At 68.1% G+C, this 20,418-nt stretch carries 17 protein-coding genes; 4 read left to right on the top strand and 13 right to left on the bottom strand.

Annotated features, from left to right (window positions below; genetic code table 11):
- Window positions 1-262: 262 nt before the first annotated feature.
- The gene (locus tag ACJH6H_RS15245; protein ID WP_318986294.1) at window positions 263-901 is read right to left on the bottom strand and encodes a DNA-directed RNA polymerase subunit beta; all 639 of its coding nucleotides are present in this window, start codon (window positions 899-901) and stop codon (window positions 263-265) included.
- Window positions 902-933: 32 nt separating this feature from the next.
- Complete coding sequence (locus ACJH6H_RS15240) at window positions 934-1,260, bottom strand: hypothetical protein (protein WP_029119937.1); 327 nt, start codon at window positions 1,258-1,260, stop codon at window positions 934-936.
- Between the two features lie 128 nt (window positions 1,261-1,388).
- On the opposite strand from ACJH6H_RS15240, the gene rbpA reads away from it, so the two are divergent.
- On the top strand, window positions 1,389-1,724 hold the full coding sequence (gene rbpA / locus ACJH6H_RS15235; protein WP_155898818.1) for an RNA polymerase-binding protein RbpA: 336 nt from the start codon (window positions 1,389-1,391) through the stop codon (window positions 1,722-1,724).
- A gap of 53 nt (window positions 1,725-1,777) precedes the next feature.
- Here rbpA and ACJH6H_RS15230 read toward each other — a convergent pair whose 3' ends face one another.
- From ACJH6H_RS15230 to ACJH6H_RS15200, 7 genes are read right to left on the bottom strand one after another with little or no spacing between them, the layout of a single operon-like run.
- A complete protein-coding gene (locus ACJH6H_RS15230) occupies window positions 1,778-2,539 on the bottom strand; it encodes a polyprenol monophosphomannose synthase (RefSeq protein WP_020103190.1) in 762 nt (253 codons plus the stop codon).
- On the bottom strand, window positions 2,539-4,347 hold the full coding sequence (gene lnt, locus ACJH6H_RS15225) for an apolipoprotein N-acyltransferase (protein ID WP_406775203.1): 1,809 nt from the start codon (window positions 4,345-4,347) through the stop codon (window positions 2,539-2,541). The genes ACJH6H_RS15230 and lnt overlap by 1 nt, the downstream gene beginning before the upstream one ends.
- Window positions 4,340-5,956: an amidohydrolase gene (locus ACJH6H_RS15220; protein WP_406775202.1), complete on the bottom strand. Its 1,617-nt coding sequence runs from the start codon at window positions 5,954-5,956 to the stop codon at window positions 4,340-4,342. The genes lnt and ACJH6H_RS15220 overlap by 8 nt, the downstream gene beginning before the upstream one ends.
- Before the next feature lie 21 nt (window positions 5,957-5,977).
- A complete protein-coding gene (locus tag ACJH6H_RS15215) occupies window positions 5,978-6,466 on the bottom strand; it encodes an FxsA family protein (protein WP_318986291.1) in 489 nt (162 codons plus the stop codon).
- Window positions 6,467-6,500: 34 nt separating this feature from the next.
- A complete protein-coding gene (locus ACJH6H_RS15210) occupies window positions 6,501-6,893 on the bottom strand; it encodes a PPOX class F420-dependent oxidoreductase (RefSeq protein WP_406775201.1) in 393 nt (130 codons plus the stop codon).
- Between the two features lie 4 nt (window positions 6,894-6,897).
- Window positions 6,898-7,788, bottom strand: coding sequence for a formyltetrahydrofolate deformylase (purU, locus tag ACJH6H_RS15205; protein ID WP_318986290.1), 891 nt, complete (start codon window positions 7,786-7,788; stop codon window positions 6,898-6,900).
- The gene (locus ACJH6H_RS15200; protein WP_406775200.1) at window positions 7,788-8,168 is read right to left on the bottom strand and encodes a PPOX class F420-dependent oxidoreductase; all 381 of its coding nucleotides are present in this window, start codon (window positions 8,166-8,168) and stop codon (window positions 7,788-7,790) included. The genes purU and ACJH6H_RS15200 overlap by 1 nt, the downstream gene beginning before the upstream one ends.
- Window positions 8,169-8,317: 149 nt before the next feature.
- Here ACJH6H_RS15200 and ACJH6H_RS15195 point away from each other — a divergent pair, with 149 nt between their 5' ends.
- Together ACJH6H_RS15195 and ACJH6H_RS15190 are read left to right on the top strand one after the other, a co-directional pair.
- Complete coding sequence (locus ACJH6H_RS15195; protein WP_267323378.1) at window positions 8,318-9,523, top strand: IS4 family transposase; 1,206 nt, start codon at window positions 8,318-8,320, stop codon at window positions 9,521-9,523.
- Between the two features lie 565 nt (window positions 9,524-10,088).
- A complete protein-coding gene (locus ACJH6H_RS15190; RefSeq protein ID WP_318986288.1) occupies window positions 10,089-10,259 on the top strand; it encodes a hypothetical protein in 171 nt (56 codons plus the stop codon).
- Between the two features lie 61 nt (window positions 10,260-10,320).
- Here ACJH6H_RS15190 and ACJH6H_RS15185 read toward each other — a convergent pair whose 3' ends face one another.
- The 4 genes from ACJH6H_RS15185 to ACJH6H_RS15170 all read right to left on the bottom strand — a co-directional run bounded on the left by ACJH6H_RS15185 (window position 10,321) and on the right by ACJH6H_RS15170 (window position 19,009).
- Entirely contained in the window at window positions 10,321-11,811 is a 1,491-nt protein-coding gene (locus ACJH6H_RS15185; protein WP_406775199.1) for an amino acid permease, read from the bottom strand.
- Window positions 11,812-11,988: 177 nt separating this feature from the next.
- Window positions 11,989-12,906: a serine/threonine-protein kinase gene (locus ACJH6H_RS15180; RefSeq protein ID WP_406775198.1), complete on the bottom strand. Its 918-nt coding sequence runs from the start codon at window positions 12,904-12,906 to the stop codon at window positions 11,989-11,991.
- 52 nt (window positions 12,907-12,958) lie between these two features.
- Window positions 12,959-16,522 carry a cobaltochelatase subunit CobN gene (gene cobN, locus ACJH6H_RS15175; RefSeq protein WP_406775197.1) on the bottom strand — a complete coding sequence of 1,188 codons (3,564 nt, stop codon included), beginning with the start codon at window positions 16,520-16,522 and terminating at the stop codon, window positions 12,959-12,961.
- A 3-nt stretch (window positions 16,523-16,525) separates the two neighbouring features.
- Window positions 16,526-19,009 (bottom strand): diguanylate cyclase, encoded by a 2,484-nt coding sequence (locus ACJH6H_RS15170; RefSeq protein WP_406775196.1) that lies wholly within the window; start codon window positions 19,007-19,009, stop codon window positions 16,526-16,528.
- Window positions 19,010-19,296: 287 nt separating this feature from the next.
- Here ACJH6H_RS15170 and cobG point away from each other — a divergent pair, with 287 nt between their 5' ends.
- Complete coding sequence (gene cobG, locus ACJH6H_RS15165) at window positions 19,297-20,418, top strand: precorrin-3B synthase (RefSeq protein ID WP_318986178.1); 1,122 nt, start codon at window positions 19,297-19,299, stop codon at window positions 20,416-20,418.

Raw genomic sequence — 20,418 nt, 5'->3', positions numbered from 1 at the left:
GCCCGCCGTGCCGATGTGCCGCGGTCATTCGGGTCAATCCCATCCGCGTCATTCGCGGTCCCGCACCGGAGGCGTCGACGCCCCGTGGCGCCCATCACGGAATTGCTCACCCCACCGGAACATCCGCTAGAGTGAACAGCGCCAGGCCGCAGTAACCCCGGGCCCCAAATTTCGCCGCCACGAGCGGCCTACCGCCGAGAGGCGTTCTGCGGTCTGGCTTTAACTTCTCCAGCGCCTTCGGCCGACAGTGTCGGCGACAGCGTCAATCCAGCGAATCGGTGCGCCACAAACCGGCTGCGGCATGCAGCTCGTTGGCGATCCGGGTGAACGTCACCGCACGGTCGGTCAGCTCTGCGGCGCGCTCCGGCGCCGTCGTCGTCGCGTCCTCGGCCAGGCTCGTGCAGCCGGCCGCACTGACGCGGCAATAGGCTGCCGCGCGCTCCAGCGCGACGGCGAAATCGCCCTCGAAGACGCCGCGCAGGATCCGGTCGGCGAGCTCACGGATCTCGGTCGGTCCGACGGGCGTCTCCGCACCGGCGACGACGGGGTCGATCGAATGCAGCACCTCCGTGCCACGGCCGAACATCAGGCTGGCCGAGTAGGGGTCGGTGCGGATCGACAGCCGCAGCAGATAGACGCGCCACAGCGCACCGGGCAGGCTGCGTGCCCCGGCACCCGCCCACAACTCGGCGATGGTCTCGATGCCGTGCTCGTCGGTGTACGCCACGAGCCGGGAGACCACGTCAGGGTCCGGATAGCTGCGCACACGTTCCAGCAGCGCCGCCGCCGTCTCGTGGGCGACGCGACTGTCCTGGACGGGATCCTCGACGTCGTGGAACGCCTCGAAGCCGCGGCCCAGGAACTTGGTCGGCTTGTGTACCCGCCGACGGTCGTCAGTCATGCACTATTTCTTTCCCGCCGCGGTGCGCACCGTCAGCGCCATCCGTCGGCGTCTTTGGCGGCCTGCAGCAGCACCTCACACAGTTCTTTCAATTCCGTGGGTCCGGCGCCTTCGGCAACTGCGGTCGCAACGTCCTCGGCCGCACACCGTACCTGATAAACGCGGTCGGAGAGCGCCGCCGCTTCCTCTGCGCTGAGCACCACCGAGTCCTCGGCCAGGTTGGTGCCCTTGACCATCGCCCGCTGCTCGTAGGCCCGCTGCCGGCATGACTGACGGCAGTACTGGCGACGACGGCCCATGCCCGCGTCGGCCACCTCCCGGCCACACCACCGGCACGGCTGGGCCTTCGAGCGCTTCATGTCCGCCTCACGATCGTGACTGTATCCGGCGGGCGGCCGAACCCCGGTATCATGGACAATCGAGTCGGGAACTTCACGGCGCTGGCCTGCGTTGATTCCCTGTCGCTATACCAAGGGAGTGATTTTCGATGGCTGATCGTGTCCTGCGAGGCAGTCGCCTCGGAGCTGTGAGCTACGAGACCGACCGCAACCATGACCTGGCACCGCGGCAGGTGGCCCGCTACCGCACCGACAACGGCGAGGAATTCGAAGTTCCGTTCGCCGACGACGCGGAGATCCCCGGTACCTGGGCGTGCAAGAACGGCATGGAAGGCACCCTGATCGAGGGTGACGTTCCTGAGCCCAAGAAGGTCAAGCCGCCGCGTACCCACTGGGACATGCTGCTCGAGCGTCGTTCCATCGAGGAGCTCGAAGAGCTGCTCAAGGAGCGCCTGGAGCTGATCAAGACCCGCCGCCGCGGCTGATCGCGCCAACAGAAAAGCCCCGCCGTGAGGCGGGGCTTTCTTTGTCTGCGTGACTAGCGGACGACGCCGCGGGCCCGGTCCAGCCGGCCGCGGATACCCCACTTCGCCACCTGCGACATGGCCTCGCGGATGTTCGACCCGCTCATCTTCGACACACCCAGTTCGCGCTCGGTGAACGTGATGGGCACCTCGACGACGGTGAAGCCCGCGTTGATGGCGCGCCACGTCAGGTCGATCTGGAAGCAGTAGCCCTTCGAATCGACGTCGTCGAGGCCGATCTTCTCCAGCACGTCGTGCCGGTAGGCACGGTAACCGGCCGTGATGTCGTGGATCTTGACGCCCAGCAGCACCCGGGCGTAGGTGTTCGCGGTGCGCGACAGGACGAGCCGGCGATGCGGCCAGTTGCGGATGGCGCCGCCCGGGACGTAGCGCGAGCCGATGGCCAGGTCGGCGCCGGCGTCGACGGCGTCCAGCAGGCGGTACAGCTCCTCGGGCGCATGGCTGCCGTCGGCATCCATCTCGACCAGCACGCTGTAGCCGCGGCCCAGACCCCATGCGAATCCGGCGAGATACGCGGCGCCCAGACCGCCCTTACCTGCGCGGTGCATGACGTGCACGCGGTCGGGATCGGCCAGCGCCAGCTCGTCGGCCAGCTGACCGGTGCCGTCGGGGCTGTCGTCGTCGACGACGAGAACGTGGACGTCCGGGCGGGCGGCATGCACCCGGCCGACGATCAACGGCAGGTTCTCGCGCTCGTTGTAGGTCGGAATGATGACCAGCGTGCGCTGACTCGGACGGTCGTCGCCCATGGTCATTACCCCTGTTCGCTCTCGGTGTCGGTGTCGGTGTCAGGCGCAGCCGGGCTGCCGTCCTGATCTGCCGCGGCCGCCTGGCGGCGGCGCACGAGGTTCCTATTGTGCAGCATGGCTGCCAGAAGAGCCGAAACGCCGACCCCGATGAGGACGCCGTTGATGACCGGTCCCCATCTCGTGGCGAGCGTGAGATCGGTCTTCAACCGCACCTGACGGTCCAGGTAACCGGGCTGGAAGAACTCGGTGCGCTCGAGGACCTGGCCGTTTGGCGCGACGACCGCACTGATGCCGGTGGTGCCCGCGACGACGACGTACCGATCGTGTTCGACGGCGCGCAGCCGGGCGAACGCCAGCTGCTGCACGCTCATCGGTTCGTCGAACGTCGCGTTGTTGGCGGGCACTGCCAGCAACTGCGCGCCGCCCAGGACCGACTGCCGGGCGGCACGGTCGAAGATGACCTCCCAGCACGTCGTCACCCCGATCGGCACGCCCGCGGCGGTGACGACGCCGGTGCCGTGGCCCGGTACGAAGTAGCCGGCCCGGTCGGCGTACGGCGACAGCAGCCGGAAGAAGCTGCGCCACGGCAGATACTCGCCGAACGGCTGGACGATGGCCTTGTCGTGGCGCTCCCCCGGCCCGTCGGTCCCGTTCCACACGATCACCGAGTTGGTGGTCACCGGGTGCTCCGGGGTGTACTCCGGCGCCGCCAGCACGGTGCCCACCAGAATCGGGGCGTGGATGGCCGCGGACGCCGCCGAGATCAGTTCCGCGGCGTCGGCGTTGACCAGCGGGTCGATGTCCGACGAGTTCTCCGGCCAGATCACCACCGTCGGTTGCGGCGCGCGGCCGGCGCGGACGTCCTCGGCCAGCTGTTTGGTTTCGCGCACGTGGTTGTCGAGCACCGCGCGGCGCTGGGCGTTGAAGTCCAGGCCGAGACGCGGCACGTTGCCCTGGACGGCGGCGACGTTGATCGCCGGATCATCACCCGCGCCGGCGCCGGCCTTGCGGACGTGCGGCCAGGCCAGCACGGTGAGCAGCAGGACCACGGCGATGCAAATGCCCGGGATGAAGACCTCCGGCGGCGCCGCGGCACCCGTGCGGTGATCGTGACGCCAGTGCCTGACCGCCTCGAGCACGATGGCCGTCGCACTGAAACCGATGAGCGCCACCGCGAACGACACCAGCGGCGCACCGCCCAGCTGCGCGAGCGGCAGCAGCGGGCTGTCGGTCTGGCCGAAGGCCACGACGCCCCACGGGAAGCCACCGAACGGCACCGTCGACTTGAGCCATTCGGCCGCCACCCACAGCGCGGCGAACCACAGCGGCCAGGCCGGCAGGCGCCGCACGATGACCGCGGTCAGGCCGAACACCCCGGTGAAGAACGCCTCCAGCGCCGACAGCATCAGCCATGGCACCGGGCCGACGAAGTTGCTGATCCACGGCAGCAGCAGCACGTAGAACACCAGGCCGGCCAGCATGGCGTAGCCGAAACCGCCTGCGGGCGTGGTGCGTTCGTCGATCAGAACCCAGGCCAGCAATGCCAGAGCGACGAACGACAGGTACCAGAGGTCGAACGGCGGGAAGCTCGCGCACAGCAACAGACCGGCCACTACGGCCGCGGCGAGCCGGATCAATCGGGGCTCGAAGAACCGCCTCACGCCGGTGACGATGCGCGCGCCGCGACCCGGGCCGTGCGCCGGCTCCGGTTCTCCGGGGGCCTCCGGCTGCGCCTCGGTTTCCCGCGGCACCTCGGTGTCTTCGGTGTCTTCGGCGCCTTCGCTCTTTGCTGTGCCTTCCATGCTCTCAGCCATGGATCAGCTCACCGCGGTGGACGGTCTGCAGGCAGGTCGGCAGCTCGTCGTCGGGTCCGAGCGGCGGTAGCGCCGGTACCCGCGACCGTGGATCGGTGGACCAGCGCTGCACGGCGTCGGCCGGTGCGGTGACGTCGAGGGCGTCGGCGCCGCCGGGCACCTGCCACACGGCGTACGACGCGACGGCACCGGGCACCAGCGTCCCCGTCAGCCCGTCGCGGACGCCGGCGGCCCGCCAGGCGCCGCGGCTGGCCGCCAGGAACGCCGACCGCGCCGAGATGGCACTGCCCGCCGTGCGGTGGCTGATGGCCGCGCGCACCGATTCCCACGGATTGATGCTGGTGACAGGACTGTCCGAACCGAACGCGAGGGGCACGCCTTGCGATGCTAACAGCGCAAACGGGTTCAAACCCTGTGCTCGATCGACACCGAGACGCTGGGCGTACATGCCGTCGGCGCCGCCCCACAGCGCATCGAAATTGGGCTGCATGCTGGCGACGACGCCCCAGGAACCGAGCTTGCGCGCTTGTTCGGCGTCCACCATCTCGAGGTGCTCCAGCCGGTGCCCGCAGCGCGCGACCGCAGGCGCCCCGAACGCCGCCACGGTCCGGTCCAGGGCCTCGATGACGGTCGCGACCGCGGCGTCACCGATGACGTGGAAGCCCGCGGTGATGCCGGTCTCGGTGCAGGCCAGCAGATGTGCGGTGACGGCGTCGGTGTCCAGGTAGGTGTTGCCGCAGCAGCCGGGTGCATCGGTGTAGGGCTGCTGCAGCCAGGCGGTGCGCGAGCCCAGCGCACCGTCGATGAAGAGGTCACCGGCCAGACCATGGGCACCGGTGGCGGCCATCAGGTCGCGGGCGGCGGCAGCGTCGGCGACGGCCTCGCCCCAGTAGCCGACGATGTCGACGCCGTGTTCGGTGGCGCGCAGGTCGGCCCAGTCGTCGAGACCGCCGATCTCGGGGCCCGCGCACTCGTGCACCGCGACGATGCCGTTGCGGGCGGCGAGGTCGAGCGCGGCGCGCTGGGCGTCGCGGCGTTGCGCCGCGCTGAGCAGGTCGCGGGCCGCGGCCCGGACGCGGTGGTGGGCGTCGGCCGTCAGCGGTCCCTGCGCGGAGAAGCCCGCGGTGTCGGCGAGGCCGGGCACCAGCTGCCGCAGGCCGGTGGTCGCGACGGCCGAGTGCACGTCGACCCGGGCCAGGTAGGCGGGTCGCGCGCCGAGCAGGCCGTCGAGGTCCGCGGTGGTCGGGGTGACGCGCTCGGGCCACCCGGATTCGTCCCAGCCGTGGCCCCAGATGACGCCGTCCGGGTGCTGCGCGGCGTGTTCTGCCAGCAAGGTCAGCAGATGCGGCAGCGACGTCGCGGTGCGCAGGTCGAGCCCGACCACGGTGAGTCCCGTGGCGGTCAGGTGCACGTGGCTGTCGACGAACGCGGGCGCCACGAACGCGCCCTCGAGATCGACGACGGTGGCGTCCGGATGCAGCGCCCGGCCGACGTCGTCGGAACCGAGCCAGGCCACCACGCCGTCACGGATCGCGATGGCGGTGGCGTCGGGCGCCGCGGGGCTGTGAATACGACCGCCCAGCAGCAGCGTCGTCGCAAAGGTGGTCACGAAGGTGACAGGTTAGTCCGTTCAGCCGGCGTGCCGGTGCACTGCGACCGGTGAGCTGTCGATGACCTCGATCACTTCGCCGTCGATGTATTCGCCGCGGCCGCGGTAGCGCTCATCGTGGTTGATGTAGATCACCTGCGTCGGGAAGTCCATCGGCGTGAGCCGACGGCCGAACACGGCGTTCGCGACCGGCCGCACGGCGCGCCGGGTGAACGGCACCAGCATGAGTGCCCCGAGCACCGAGCTGGCGAGCCCGGGGACGACGACCAGAACTGTGCCGAGGGCGACCAGCAGACTGTCGGTGGCCAGCGTCGGGTCGGCCGATCGCGCGCTCAGCGCTTCGGACAGCCTGCTGAAATGCCGGGTGATCTGCGTACCGGCGATGGCCAGGCCGGCGGCAAAAGTGGCCAACAGCGCCAGCAACGTCCAAGCCACACCGATGGTCGAGGCCAGGGCTGCCAGCACCGCGACCTCGACCAAGGCATAAACCAGAAATAGTCGCATCGCCATGCCCTGGACAACGCCGGAACGCCGGAATTGGTTCCTAGCCGCCGGGAAGCGGCTCGACCTCGATGGCCGCGTGCACCTTTTCCACACCGCCGCGGATGATGGCCTGCGGAATCCACCACCAGGCGTGCCACCAGTAGCGCCTGGTCACCATGTCGAAGACGCGCTTGGTCTCGGACTTCGGCAGGTTGCGGGCGATGGCATCGACCGGTTCGCCCTTGACCTTCCCCAGCGCGCCGCACTTCTGGATGGTCACGCGCGGCGTGTTCTTGATCCGCTTGGTCTTCCACGAGCCGTCGTCGGTGCTGATCAGCAGCTTGCCCTCGTGTGGCACGCCCCAGACCGGTGTCGGCTTGGGCCGGCCGTCCTTCGTGAAGGTGGTCAGCAGCAGGTACTTCTCGCGGTACACGTCTTCGAACGTCGGAGCCATGTCTCTAGAAGACCACGGTTTCGTTGCCGTGGCGCAGGATCCGGTCCTGGCAGTGCCACAGAACCGCCCGGGACAGCACCGCCCGCTCCACATCGGCGCCGAGGCGCACCAACTCCTCGACGCTGTGCGTGTGGTCGACGCGTACGACGTCCTGCTCGATGATCGGGCCCTCGTCGAGGTCCTCGGTCACGTAGTGCGCGGTGGCGCCGACGAGCTTCACGCCACGCTCCTTGGCCCGCCGGTACGGCGTGGCGCCGACGAACGCCGGCAGGAAGGAATGGTGGATGTTGATCAGCGGACAGCCGATGGCCTCGAGGAACTCGGGCGTGATGATCTGCATGTAGCGGGCCAGCACCACCAGGTCGACGTTGCCCTTGAGCAGCTCCAGCTGACGCTGTTCGGCCTGCTCCCGGATATCGCGACTGGCCGGGATGTGAACGAACGGCACGCCGAACGCCCGGACCTGCTCGGCGAGGTCGGCGTGATTGGAGATCACCATCACCACGGTCATGTCGAGTTCGCCGCGGCGGTTGCGCCACAGCAGATCGAGCAGGCAGTGGTCGGCGGTCGACGCCATGATCGCCACGCGCTTGGGTCTGGAGGCGTCGGTGAACCGGTAGTCCATGTCGAATTCGTCTGCCACTGCCTGGAATTCGCGCTCCAGATCGGGCTGGGCTGCGGCCAGCCCGGGCAGATGGAAGACGGTGCGCTGCAGGAAGACGCCGTCTTCCGGAGCCGTCGAGTGCTGGTCCAGCGAGATGATGTTGGCGCCCGAGCGGGTCAGGAACGTCGACACCGCGGCGATGACGCCGCGACGGTCCGGGCAGTTCAGCAGTAGCCGGCCGATGTCCTTGTGGCGCGGCAGCTTTGGCGCGCCGGCGGGGAATTGAGTCACTACGCGGCCCGGAGCTCCAGCGCGACATTGTTCTCCATGCCGCCGCGCAGCTTGGAGAAGAAGTTGAAGGCCTTGCCGATCAACCCGTAGCGCTTGCCGATGCCGTCGTAGACGGCGCCCAGCTGCGACTTGTCCAAGATGGCCGCCGTGGCCTCGACGGCCTCGCTCTTCGGGTTGCCGCGCATGTCGCACTTGGCGACCGTCACGCGCGGGGTGTTCCGGATGCGCTTCACCTTCCAGGCCTTGGCCTCGGAGATGACCAGCAGCCGGTCACCGTCCGGTACCGCCCAGACCGCGGTGGGCTTGGGCCGGCCGTCCTTGGTGAAGGTGGTCAGCAGGATGTAATTCGCGGTGGCGACATCGGCGAAGGTGAGGGCCATGGCGATCAGGTTAGTCCGGCGTGGTGCGCCCAGCGCTCTGAGCTGGTCTCGCCGGCTGCTAAACGCGTGGCGGGCCACAGCTGTCACACGCGGCCACGGGTTAGGCCCAATACCGTTCAGTTAAGACTACATGGGTGTAGTTTGTAGGTATGCCTCGTGCGGGTTGGCGTAAGCCTGAGTCGGATCGTCGGTTGTCGGATTTGGTGTCGGTGGGTGTGTTGACGCGGGTGTTTCCGCCGGCGTTGGTTGATGAGGTGATTGAGGCCTCGGGTCGCATGCAGGTGCGTCATCGGGCGTTGCCGTCTCGGGTGATGGCGTATTTCGCGATCGGGATGGGCTTGTATTCCGATGGCTCGTATGAGGATGTGTTGTCGCAGCTCACTGATGGTTTGGCGTGGGCGTCGGGGTGGCGTGAGCAGTATCGGTTGCCGGGGAAGTCCGCGATTTTCCAGGCGCGGGAGCGGTTGGGTTCGGAGCCGTTGGCGCAGTTGTTCGCCCGGGTGGCCAGGCCGGTGGGCGCGGCCGATGGCCCGGGGGTGTGGCTGGCGGGGCGCCGGTTGGTCGCGGTGGACGGGACGTGCCTGGATGTGGCTGATACCCCGGGCAATGACGCGTTTTTCGGCCGTCCGGGGGTGAACAAGGGTGAGAAGTCGGCGTTCCCGCAGGCCCGGTTGCTCGCGTTCGCCGAGTGCGGCACGCACGCGATCTTCGCCGCGACGATCGGAACCTACGGTCAGGCAGAGTCGGTGTTGATCGAGGATCTGTTGCCGCACCTGAGGCCCGGGATGCTGCTGCTGGCCGACCGGGGATTCTTCTCTTATGCGTTGTGGCGCAAGGCTTGTGCCGCTGGCGGTGATTTACTGTGGCGGGTGCGCACCGATGCCTACGGTCCGGCGCCGGCACACGTTGAAGACCTGCCAGACGGTTCCTGGCTGGCTCACCTGCGCGCATCCAAGGACCGTGTCCACGAGCCGATGCTGGCCCGGATCATCGACTACACGATTGATGACGGCCGCGCGAACGCCACCATGTACCGGTTGGTGACCACACTGCTCGACCCCGCCGAGGCGCCCGCGCACGAGCTGGCCGCCGCGTATACCCAGCGGTGGGAAATCGAGAGCGTCTTCGATGAACTCAAAACCCATCAGCGCGGCCCAAAAGTGGTGTTGCGGTCCAAATCCCCGGACCTGGTCCTTCAGGAGATCTGGGGATACCTGTGCTGCCACTACGCCATTCGTTCCCTGATGAGCCAGGTCGCCGACCACGCCGGTCATGACCCGGACCGCGTCAGTTTCGTTGCCGCACTGCGCATCGTGCGCCAGTCCGTCGCCCAGCAGGGCGCTTTTTCCCCCTAACCACCCGCGCGCAGCGGACCGGCACTGGCAGGCATTCGTCCGCCGAGTCCTCGATCGACTCAACCCCGACCGACGCCGCCGATCCGCACCACGGGTCATCAAACGCAAAATGCCCAAATGGCACGTCAAACGCGCCGCGCATCGACACTGGCCACAACCCCAGCACGCCCCCGACATCACCGTCGCTCGTTGTTAACTGAACGGTATTGGGGTTAGGCCAGTCCCGAATGCAACCACACGGCGATTCCACGGCCGATTTTCCGCCACCCAGTTGCGTTCGATCACTGCGTCAATGTCGATCGCCGCTCTTGTCGGTGGCCAGTCGTAGCGTCCGGTACAAACCGATCAGGAGGCCGGCCGAATGAAAATCCTCGTAGCGACAGCCCTTACTCAAGGTGTTCGCGGAAACGATTACAACTACTGCGTCCCAGGGGAACTCGTGTGGGTTCAGGACCCATGCGACCGTGACCGTCTCGACCCTGAAGGCGGATGCGGATGCGGCCGGGGTTTTGCCGGTCTTGCATCACATCGCGCCACCACCACTGCTCAGGTCGTGGATGCGGACATGACCCGAGAAGAACTGGTCCTCGCAATGCGGACCAGCCTCACGGACGGCGGATGGCCGCCCCACTGGGCTGAAGAGATCGCCGACGAGAACCTCGCCATGGCTGCAGCATTTGCGACCGGGACAGTCATCGAACGTCGACTCGAGGAGTTCTGGCCGCGGACTGCGTGATCACCCGGCCTTCCCCCACACCGAGGAATACGTGACCGCTGACACACAACCCGCGCAAGCGCTACGTCTCGTCGTGCGGCAGGTGCGGCGCGGTCGGGATCGGCGGCTGTGGAATCACCGGGTAGTCACCGGTGTATCCGACACGCTGCGCCGCGATCGCCAGGACCTTGCCCCGCACCGCATACCAGCCACCGATCAGCAACGGGAACAGCAAGATGATGGCGATCAGATTCCAGTAGTTCTCGTAGCACATCAGCGCGGTGACGGCGACGAGGAACAGCAGCGTCGCGTAGCTGGTGTACGGCGTACCGGGCAACCGGAAGCTGGGTCGCTGCAGGATGCCCTTGGCTGCCCAGCGGTACAGCTGAATCTGGCAGGCGACGATCATGCCCCACGTGAAGATGATGCCCAGCGCCGACAGGTCGAGGGCGATGTTGAACGCATCCTCGGGTACGAACAGGTTGAGGATGACGCCCAGCAGCGTGAGCGCGGCGGTCAGCGCGATCCCGCCGAACGGCACGCCGTTGCGGTTCATCTTCGCGGTGAACCCGGGGCCGCTGCCGTTCATCGCCATCGAGCGCAGCACGCGGCCGGTCGAGTACAAGCCGGCGTTGAGGCTGGACATCGCGGCGGTGAGCACCACCATGTTCATGATGCCACCGGCGGCGGGAACGCCGATCTTGGAAAAGAATGTCACGAAGGGACTTTCGCCCTTGTGGTAGGCCGTGTAGGGCAGCAGCAGCGCCAGCACCACCAACGAACCGACATAGAAGATTCCGATACGCGCGACCACGGAGTTGATCGCCCGCGGCATCACCTTGGCGGGCTCTGCGGTCTCCCCTGCGGCGATGCCGACGAGTTCGACTGCGGCGTAAGCGAAGATGACGCCGGAGGTGACGATCACCAACGAGAACAGGCCGGTCGGGAAGAGTCCGCCGTTGTCGGCGATCACACCGAATCCGGTTGTCTGGCCCGCTATTTCGAAGCGGCCGCCGAGGAATACGACACCGACCACCAGGAACGTGACCAGCGCGGCGACCTTGATGATCGAGGCCCAGAATTCCATTTCACCGAACAGCTTCACCGAGATCATGTTGAGGGTCACCACGATCCCCAGCGCGATGAGTGCGATCAACCATTGCGGTATCGCCTTGAACATGCCCCAGTAGTGCATGTACAGCGCAACCGCGGTGACATCGACGATCGCGGTGGCCGCCCAGTTGAAGAAGTAGAGCCATCCGGTGACGAAAGCTGTTTTCTCACCGAAGAATTCGCGCGCGTATGACACGAATGAGCCGGAGGAGGGCCGGTGCAGCACAAGTTCACCGAGGGCCCGCAGGATGAAGAAGACGAAGACGCCACAGAAGGCATACACCAGGAACAGGCCCGGGCCGGCCGAGTGCAGTCGGCTGCCCGCGCCCATGAACAAACCAGTGCCGATGGCGCCACCGATGGCGATCATCTGGATCTGACGCGGCTTGAGGGCCTTGTGATATCCCTCTTCTTCGTGCGCCAGCGCCGAATTGTCGTAACTCGTTGATTCAGTGGTCATTCGGTTCCCGTCGGCGTCGGATGGACCCAGTTGCGCGGGGTTACATCGATGTCGTCCGCACGAGAGGTCGGCCCGATACCGCCCTCAGACTCCTGCGCTCAGCCCCACACAAAAACCCTAAGTCGGATGCTCCGCACGCGTCGGCTCAGACGGTAAACACTGTGTGAACCATGAATTTCAGCGACGCGACCGTGCCGGCCACCGTCGGCGGCGGGGCCGCGGCGGCGCAACGTCTCGCATTATCTTCGCGACGATGGCGACAAACTCGGCGCACGAGCCATAGCGCGCAGACGGATCTTTCGCGAGTGCTTTTGCGAACACCGAATTCAACGCGGTGGGCAACCAGGAGCGGCGTGAGGTGAGCGTCGGCACCTCGTCGTGCAGGTGGGCGTACGTGATGGCGAACGTGGTGGGGCGTGGATACGGCGGCAGACCGGTCAACCACTCGAACATGGTGCACGCCAACGCATATACATCCGTTTGCGGCAACAACTGTTGAGCGGTGAGGAGTTCCGGCGCCGCGTAGGCAATCGACCCACGGACCCGGCCATTGCGGGCCAGCGGTTTTGCCTCGTCCAACAACTGTGCGATGCCGAAGTCGGTCAGGAACGCCGAGCGCCGATCGGAGCTCAGTAATATGTTGGCGGGCTTGACATCCCGATGTATCACGTCCATTTGATGCGCATAGTCCAGGGCCGAGCCGATCTGCGCCGATACCCGAACGACCGCATCCACATCCGGCTCCTCGTCCGGTCCGGGAATCAACACCGTCGACTCGGGGCCATCGACGTACTGCATGGACAGCCACAGCCGGGAGGGTTGCGCACCATCTTCGTCTGCCCCACCGCCGCCGGCCCGCAGCTCTCCGTGCTCGTACATCGCCACGATATGCGGGTGCCGCAGCCGGGAGGCGATGCTGAACTCCCGCTCGAGCCGCCAGGCCACCCGGTCATCGGCATCCCGGTTGTGAAATATCTTCAGCGCCACCGGAACCGACTCGGCGGGCCGGCGAGCCCGATACACGTCAGCGCTGCTGCCGGTGCCGACGCGGCTTTCGATGACGTAACCGGCGACCACCGCACCGATCTCGAACACCGGGCCAGGATAACTGCGAGCGCCGGATTTCTCCCGGCCAAGGAGCTCCCAGCTAGCCCTCCAACTCCCCCTCGGTCTCCAGCAGTACCTGCTTGAGCCCGTCGAGGGTCTCGGACTCCGGCTCGGCCCACATGCCGCGGCCCGCCGCCTCCAGGAGCCGCTCAGCCATGCCGTGCAGCGCCCACGGATTGGACTCGCTCATGAACTTGCGGTTCTCGGGGTCCAGCACGTAGCTCTGCGTCAGCTGCTCGTACATCCAGTCGGCCATGACGCCCGCGGTGGCGTCGTACCCGAAGAGGTAGTCGACGGTGGCCGCCATCTCGAAGGCGCCCTTGTAGCCGTGCCGGCGCATGGCCGTCATCCAGCGCGGGTTGACGACGCGGGCCCGGAACACGCGCGTGGTCTCTTCCGAGAGCGTGCGGGTGCGGACGGCGTCGGGCCGGGTGTTGTCGCCGATGTAGGCGGCGGGGTCCTTGCCGGTCAGCGCGCGGACGGTCGCGACCATGCCGCCGTGGTACTGGAAGTAGTCGTCGGAGTCGGCGATGTCGTGCTCGCGGGTGTCGGTGTTCTTGGCCGCCACCGAGATTCGCCGGTAGGCCCGGTTCATGTCGTCGGTGGCCGGGGCGCCGTCGAGGCCGCGACCGTACGCGAAGCCACCCCACGCGGTGTACACCTGGGCCAGATCGGCGTCGTCGCGCCAGTTGCGGCTGTCGATGAGCTGCAGCAGGCCGGCACCGTAGGTGCCCGGCTTCGAACCGAAAATCCTTGTGGTGGCGCGCCTCTGGTCGCCGTGGTCGGCGATGTCGACCTGCGAGTGGGCGCGGACGTAGTTGTCCTCGGCCGGCTCGTCGAGCCCGGCGACCAGCTGGACGGCGTCGTCGAGCATGGTCACCACGTGCGGGAAGGCATCCCGGAAGAAGCCGGAGATGCGGACCGTGACGTCGATGCGCGGGCGGCCCAGTTCGGCCAACGCGATCGGCTCCAGTCCGACCACGCGCCGTGACGCGTCGTCCCAGATGGGCCGAACACCCAGCAGCGCAAGCACTTCGGCGATGTCGTCACCCGCGGTGCGCATGGCCGAGGTGCCCCACACCGAGAGCCCGACGGACTCGGGCCAGCGCCCGTAGTCGGTGCGGTACCGCTCCAGCAGCGAATCCGCCATCGCCACACCGGTTTCCCACGCCAGCTTCGACGGGACGGCCTTGGGGTCGACCGAGTAGAAGTTGCGTCCCGTGGGCAGCACGTTCACCAGGCCGCGCAGCGGCGATCCTGACGGCCCGGCCGCGATGAAGCCGCCGCCGAGGGCGTGCAGGATCTGGTCGATCTCGCGGCTGGTCGCGCGCAGCCGCGGCACCACCTCGGTGGCGGCGAACCGCAGCACCTTGGCGACCTCGGCGTTGTCGGTGATGCCGTCGACGGTGGCAGCGTCCCAGCCCGACTTCTGCAGTGCCGCAACCAGTTCGCGGGCCCGGCCTTCGGCGGCGTCGACGGCATCCCGCTCGGCAGAGCCGTCTTCAGCGAGCCCCAGGGCTTCACGCAGCCCCGGCACGGACTGCTCGCCGCCGAACAGCTGGCGGGCCCGCAGGATGGCCAGCACCAGGTCCAGTTCGGCCTCGCCGTCGGGCGCCTGGCCCAGGATGTGCAGGCCGTCGCGGATCTGGACGTCCTTGATCTCGCACAGCCAGCCGTCGACGTGCAGCAGCATGTCGTCGAACACGTCCTCGTCCGGCCGGTCCTCGAGCCCGAGGTCGTGGTCCATCTTGGCGGCGCGCATCAGGGTCCAGATCTGCTGACGGATGGCCGGCAGCTTGCCGGGATCGAGCGCCGAGATGGTCGAGTGCTCGTCGAGCAGTTGTTCCAGGCGGGCGATATCGCCGTAGGTCTCGGCGCGGGCCATCGGCGGGATCAGATGGTCGACCAGGACGGCATGCGCGCGGCGCTTGGCCTGCGTGCCCTCACCCGGATCGTTGACCAGGAAGGGATAGACCAGCGGCAGGTCGCCGAGCGCGGCGTCGGTGCCACATGCGGCGGACATGCCGAGGGTCTTGCCGGGCAGCCATTCCAGGTTGCCGTGCTTGCCCAGGTGGATCATCACGTCGGCACCGAAGTGCTTGTTGATCCAGTGGTAGGCGGCCAGGTAGTGGTGGCTCGGCGGCAGGTCGGGGTCGTGGTAGATCGCGACGGGGTTCTCACCGAAGCCGCGGGGCGGCTGGACGATGAGCACGATGTTGTCGGAAACCATTGCGGCGATGACGATCTCACCGTCGGGGTCCTGTGAGCGGTCGACGAACAGGTCGCCCGGCGCCTCGCCCCAGTGTTCGGTGACGGCATCGGTGAGTTCGGCGGGCAGCGTGGCGAACCAGGCCCGGTAGTCCTTGGCAGAGACGCGCACCGGGTTGGCTTCGAGCGCTTCGGTGCTGAGCCAGTCGGGGTCCTGGCCGCCGCGCTCGATCATCGCGTGGATGAGGGCGTCACCATCTTCGGCGTCGACGCCGGGGATGTCACCGATGCGGTAGCCGGCGTCGCGCATGGCCCGCAGCAGCGCGACGGCGCTGGCCGGCGTGTCGAGGCCGACGGCGTTGCCGATGCGGGCGTGCTTGGTCGGGTACGCCGAGAACACCAGCGCGACGCGCTTGTCGGCCGGGGCGATGTGCTTCAGCCGGGCATGCCGGACGGCCAGCCGCGCGACGCGCTCGCAGCGCTCGGGGTCAGCGACATACGAGATCAGGCCTTCGCTGTCGATCTCCTTGAACGAGAACGGCACGGTGATGATCCGGCCGTCGAACTCCGGCACCGCCACCTGTGACGCCACGTCGAGCGGCGTCAGGCCGTCGTCGTTCTCGTCCCACTGGGCACGCGAGCTGGTCAGGCACAGACCCTGCAGGATCGGGATGTCGAGCGCCGCCAGGTGCGCGACGTTCCAGTTGTCGTCATCGCCGCCGGCGCTCGCGAGGGCCGGCGTCGCGCCGCCGGCCGCCAGCACCGTCGTGATGAGCGCGTCGGCGGTGCCCAGCAGCTCGATGAGCTCGGGCTCGGCGGTGCGCAGCGAAGCGCAGAAGATCGGCAGCGGACGGCCGCCGGCCTGCTCGATGGCGCCGCACAGCGCGTCGATGTAGGCAGTGTTGCCGGCCAGCTGCTGGGCGCGGTAGTAGAGCACCGCAATGGTCGGTCCCGCCGCATCCGTCTGGCGGTCCAGCAGCCCCCAGCTCGGCGTGGATTCGGGCTCACCGAAGCCGAACCCGGTCATCAGCGCCGTGTCCGACAGGAACGAATGGAGATTCACCAGGTTGCTGACGCCGCCGTGCGCCAGGTAGATGTGCGCCTGCAGCGCGACACCGGCCGGGACAGTCGAGTGGCTCATCAGGTCGGCGTCGGGCGTCTGCTCCCCCGACAGCACCACGGTCGGGATACCGCTGGCGACGACGGCATCGATGTCGTCCTGCCAGGTCCGATAGCCGCCCAGCACCCGGACGATCGCCAGATCCGAACCCGCGAGGAGGTCCGCCAGTTCCCCGTCGATCAACCGGGACGGGTTGGCCCACCGGTACTCGGCGCCGCTGGCGCGGGCCGTGATCAGATCGGTGTCGGACGTCGAGAGCAGCAGTACGGTCGGCACCGACTATTCGTACCCCACCGGCGATGCCGGCTGCTCCGCGGTGTCGGACGGCGCCGCGACCAGCTGGTTTCGGCCCCCGGCTTTGGCGTCGTAGACGGCCCGGTCCGCGCGGGCCAGCAGTTCGCGGGCGAAACCGCCCGCCGCGGCCCAATCCGACCGGGACATCCCGGCGAATCCGGCCGAGGCGGTCAGCGTCGTGGGCGTACCCGCTACCGGGCCCAGCCCGGCGATGCCGCTGCGCAGTTCTTCGGCGCGCCGCCTGCCGGCGCCGTCGCTGTTGTCGGGACCGCGCCACAGCGCCGCGAACTCCTCGCCGCCGACGCGAGCCACGACGACGTCCTCACCTGCGGTCGCGAGCCGCAGGTACGTGCCGATTGCCCGCAACGCATCGTCGCCCGCCGGGTGGCCGTACCGGTCGTTGAAGCCCTTGAAGTCGTCGACGTCGAGCACCATCACCGCCGCGTACCGGGTCTCCACGGCCGCGTCGAGTCCGTCAAGCGCCTCGTCGAAGGACCGCCGGTTCGCCAATCCGGTCAGCGGGTCGGTTCTGGTGAGTTCGTCGAGCTTGCGCTCATCGAGCCACGCCAGCCGCACCGATCGCTCGAGCTTGTAGGAGAACCGCATGGTCACGGCGACCATGAAGATCGACGTGCCCACGGTGAGCAACCTGTTGCTGGTCCACGGGAACACCCACAGCTCCAGCGCCGACACGAACAGCAGGATCGCCAGCACCGAAGGGGCCAGCAGCCGGAACCGGATCTTCACCACGCACAGGCTCAGCAGCACCGCCGTGGGCATCAGGTACGGGACGACGTCGTAGCCCTGCGGCAGCTGGACCACCCGCTCGTACATCTGGGCACTGGTGATGACGCCGACGGCCGCGATGTACGTGGGAGCGGAGAACCGGTAGAGCCGCGGCACCAACGCGGTCAGGGCAGCCAGCGTCGCCATCGGCATGATCCCGTAGACCAGCGTGTACACACCGAGTGCCTGCGATTCGGGCGGCATCTTGAGCACGGTCTTGTACGACGACAGCATCGCGAGGCACACCGCGTCCAAGCCCAGCATGATCGCGGCCCGCGAGATGCGCCCCTGCCGGTCGTACACCTTCCGGAACTCTGCTTCCTGCTCGTGCGTGGGCGCGGGCTGCAGTTCGGCTACAGCCGGGGCCGGGGCCGTCGAGCGACGGGGGCCGCGGTGCCTGTCGCGGCTCGGCATGACGGGCAGCTGCGGGTCCGCGACGGCGAGCCGGTCCCGGCCCTCACGCTTGGCCCGGTACAGGGCGGAGTCCGCGCGGCGGAGCAGTTCGACGGCGTTGATGGTGGCCGCGCCGGGTTCCGGATCGTGCGCCAGGCCGGCCGACGCGGTGACGACGCGCCCGTCGGCGTCGTGAGCGATCGCGAGTGCGGAGATTCCGGACCGGATCTCCTCGGCGCGGGTGGCCATCGTGGCCGGGTCGGCCGCACACCACACCGCGACGAACTCCTCACCACCGAGGCGGGCGCAGAACTCGTCCACACCGGTCAAGGAGTCGCCCAGATAGGCGCCGACCCGCCGCAGGCAGTCATCACCGGCCAGGTGACCGTTGCGGTCGTTGAAGCCCTTGAAGTCGTCGACGTCGAGCACCATCACGGCCAGGCTGCCGCCGGTGCGCTGCGCGGCCCGCGCCACCTCCGTGAGCTGCTCGTCGAAGTAGCGCCGGTTCGGCACTCCGGTCAGCGCGTCGGTGCGGGTGAGGCGAGCCAGCGTGCGGGCCCGCAGCCAGCCGGTTCGGGTCGACCGTTCGAGCTCGTAGGCAGCGCTGAGCGCCACGGTCACCATCCCGATCAAGGCGACGATGTCGAACATTTCGTTGCTCGTGGGCTCGAACGCCGAGAGCTCGGTCGCCACGATGCCGGCGAGCCCGGCGAGAATCGCCGGGGCCAGCAGCACGAAGCGGATCTGCACGACGATGAGGCTCATCAAGATCGCCACGGGCATGGCCAGCGGCACGACGTCCAGCCCGTGCCGGATGCACGCGATGCGCAGCACCATGAAGCAGGCGACGTCGATATACACCGATGCGATGTAGAGCAACGAGGACCACCGCTGCAGTGGGCTGTGGTCTCCACTGAGCCAGCGCAGCACCATGGGCACGACGACGGCCACCAACAAAGAACGGCCCAGTGGCATCACTTCGGGCGGCACCCGCAGCAGCGTGTGATGAAAAGCGATACCCGCGGTGATGACGATCAGCAGGACGGCCCACATCTCGTGGCGGGCCTTGCGGCCCGACTGACCGAAGGTCAGTTGGAACTCGGACTCAAGGGGTTCGCTGAATCGAACCCCGTTGACCATCGCCGACCACATGGACTGCGCCTCCCCTGTCGCGACGGGCCACTTGGCCAGCAGCCTAACGTCACGGCCTGCGCCGATCAGACCGAACCGGGGTGCGGAAAAAGCAACGGCGGGCGGGTTGCTGTGCAACCCGCCCGCCGGCGGTCTCATCTACCTCGCTGTGGTCAGCGCTGGTTGGTCTCCCACCGCTGGTACCACGTCTTGCCCTGGTAGGGCAGGCCCGCGGCCACGATGAGAGCGAAGACGCCACCAACGTACAGAGCGAAATCGGACATTGCGTCCCTCCTTAGGTCATCCGAATGCGATGTAGCAAGCGGAAGTTCGCGTTCAACGGTACGGGCCGATGCCCTGATTACAAGGGACTTGTAAGGCACGGAACAGCCCGGAAACGGCAGTGGCCCACTTCACAATTTGCGGCACAACGTAACGTGGACAAGGTGATTCGCAGCCGTGACGACGACGCCTGCCCGGGCGCCCTGCAGGTGCACCAGGCGGCCGACGGTGACCTGGCCCGCATCCGCCTGGCCGGCGGCATGATCACTGCTGCACAGCTGGAGGCGCTGGCCCTCGCGGCGCCCGAATTCGGCTCGCCGGCAATGGAACTGACCTCGCGCGGCAACATCCAGGTGCGCGGAATCCACGATGCCGCGGGGCTGGCCGCGGCGGTCCAGGCGGCGGGCCTGCTGCCCTCGGCCACTCACGAACGCGTCCGCAACATCGTGGCGTCCCCGCTGTCGGGCCGCAGCGGCGGGCTGGGCGACGTCCGCGCCGTCGTGCGCGACCTCGATTCCGGCCTGCAAAACCGCCCTGACCTGGCCGAACTGCCCGGCAGGTTCTGGTTCGGCGTCGACGACGGCCGCGGTGACATCTCGGGCCTGGCGCCCGACGTGAGCACCCATCTGGTCTCTGCCGAGACGGCCGCCGTACTGGTGGCGGGCCGCGACACCGGGGTGCGGATCGCCGCCACGCAGGCCTCGGAGACCCTGCTGAACCTGGCCCACAGCTTCCAGAACATTCGCGGGAATCGTTGGCGAACAAGCGAATTGGAGCACGCTGACGTCCTCCTGGACGCGGCCGGGCTGAACCCGACCGAGCCGGCGGGCGCGACCTGGGCGCCCGTCGACGTTCCGCCGGTCGGCTGGATCACCCAGGACGACGGCCGGATCACATTGGGTGCCGCCGTCCCGTTGGGTGTGCTGCGGGCCCGCACCGCCGAGTTTGTGGCCGCCATCACCGCTCCCGTGGTGGTCACACCATGGCGCTCGTTACTCATCTGTGACCTCGAAGAGGGCATCGCCGACACCTCCCTGCGGGTGCTGGCGCCCATGGGCCTGATCTTCGACGAGCACTCCCCCTGGCTGTCGATCAGCTCCTGCACCGGCAGCCCCGGGTGCGCCAAGTCACTGACCGACGTGCGCAGTGACGCGGCCGCCGCGGCGGAGTCGGGCGAGCCCGGCGGCCGCCGGCATTTCGTCGGCTGCGAGCGCGCGTGCGGCAGCCCGTCCGTCGGTGAGGTGCTGGTGGCGACCAACTCGGGGTACGAACCGCGCCACCCGTAG

Origin of the sequence: Mycobacterium sp. SMC-21 (assembly GCF_045310825.1) — a bacterium.
Taxonomy (GTDB): Bacteria; Actinomycetota; Actinomycetes; order Mycobacteriales; family Mycobacteriaceae; genus Mycobacterium.
The sequence above is the reverse complement of the archived record's forward strand: the minus strand, read 5'-3'. Positions and strand labels throughout refer to the sequence as shown.

Excerpts from the sequence above, each read along its gene's own strand:
- ACJH6H_RS15245 (WP_318986294.1), bottom strand. The coding sequence starts at position 901 with ATGACTGACGACCGTCGGCGGGTACACAAGCCGACCAAGTTCCTGGGC.
- ACJH6H_RS15240 (WP_029119937.1), bottom strand. The coding sequence starts at position 1,260 with ATGAAGCGCTCGAAGGCCCAGCCGTGCCGGTGGTGTGGCCGGGAGGTG.
- rbpA (WP_155898818.1), top strand. The coding sequence starts at position 1,389 with ATGGCTGATCGTGTCCTGCGAGGCAGTCGCCTCGGAGCTGTGAGCTAC.
- ACJH6H_RS15230 (WP_020103190.1), bottom strand. The coding sequence starts at position 2,539 with ATGACCATGGGCGACGACCGTCCGAGTCAGCGCACGCTGGTCATCATT.
- lnt (WP_406775203.1), bottom strand. The coding sequence starts at position 4,347 with ATGGCTGAGAGCATGGAAGGCACAGCAAAGAGCGAAGGCGCCGAAGAC.
- ACJH6H_RS15215 (WP_318986291.1), bottom strand. The coding sequence starts at position 6,466 with ATGGCGATGCGACTATTTCTGGTTTATGCCTTGGTCGAGGTCGCGGTG.
- ACJH6H_RS15210 (WP_406775201.1), bottom strand. The coding sequence starts at position 6,893 with ATGGCTCCGACGTTCGAAGACGTGTACCGCGAGAAGTACCTGCTGCTG.
- ACJH6H_RS15200 (WP_406775200.1), bottom strand. The coding sequence starts at position 8,168 with ATGGCCCTCACCTTCGCCGATGTCGCCACCGCGAATTACATCCTGCTG.
- ACJH6H_RS15195 (WP_267323378.1), top strand. The coding sequence starts at position 8,318 with ATGCCTCGTGCGGGTTGGCGTAAGCCTGAGTCGGATCGTCGGTTGTCG.
- ACJH6H_RS15190 (WP_318986288.1), top strand. The coding sequence starts at position 10,089 with ATGACCCGAGAAGAACTGGTCCTCGCAATGCGGACCAGCCTCACGGAC.
- ACJH6H_RS15185 (WP_406775199.1), bottom strand. The coding sequence starts at position 11,811 with ATGACCACTGAATCAACGAGTTACGACAATTCGGCGCTGGCGCACGAA.
- ACJH6H_RS15170 (WP_406775196.1), bottom strand. The coding sequence starts at position 19,009 with ATGAGACCGCCGGCGGGCGGGTTGCACAGCAACCCGCCCGCCGTTGCT.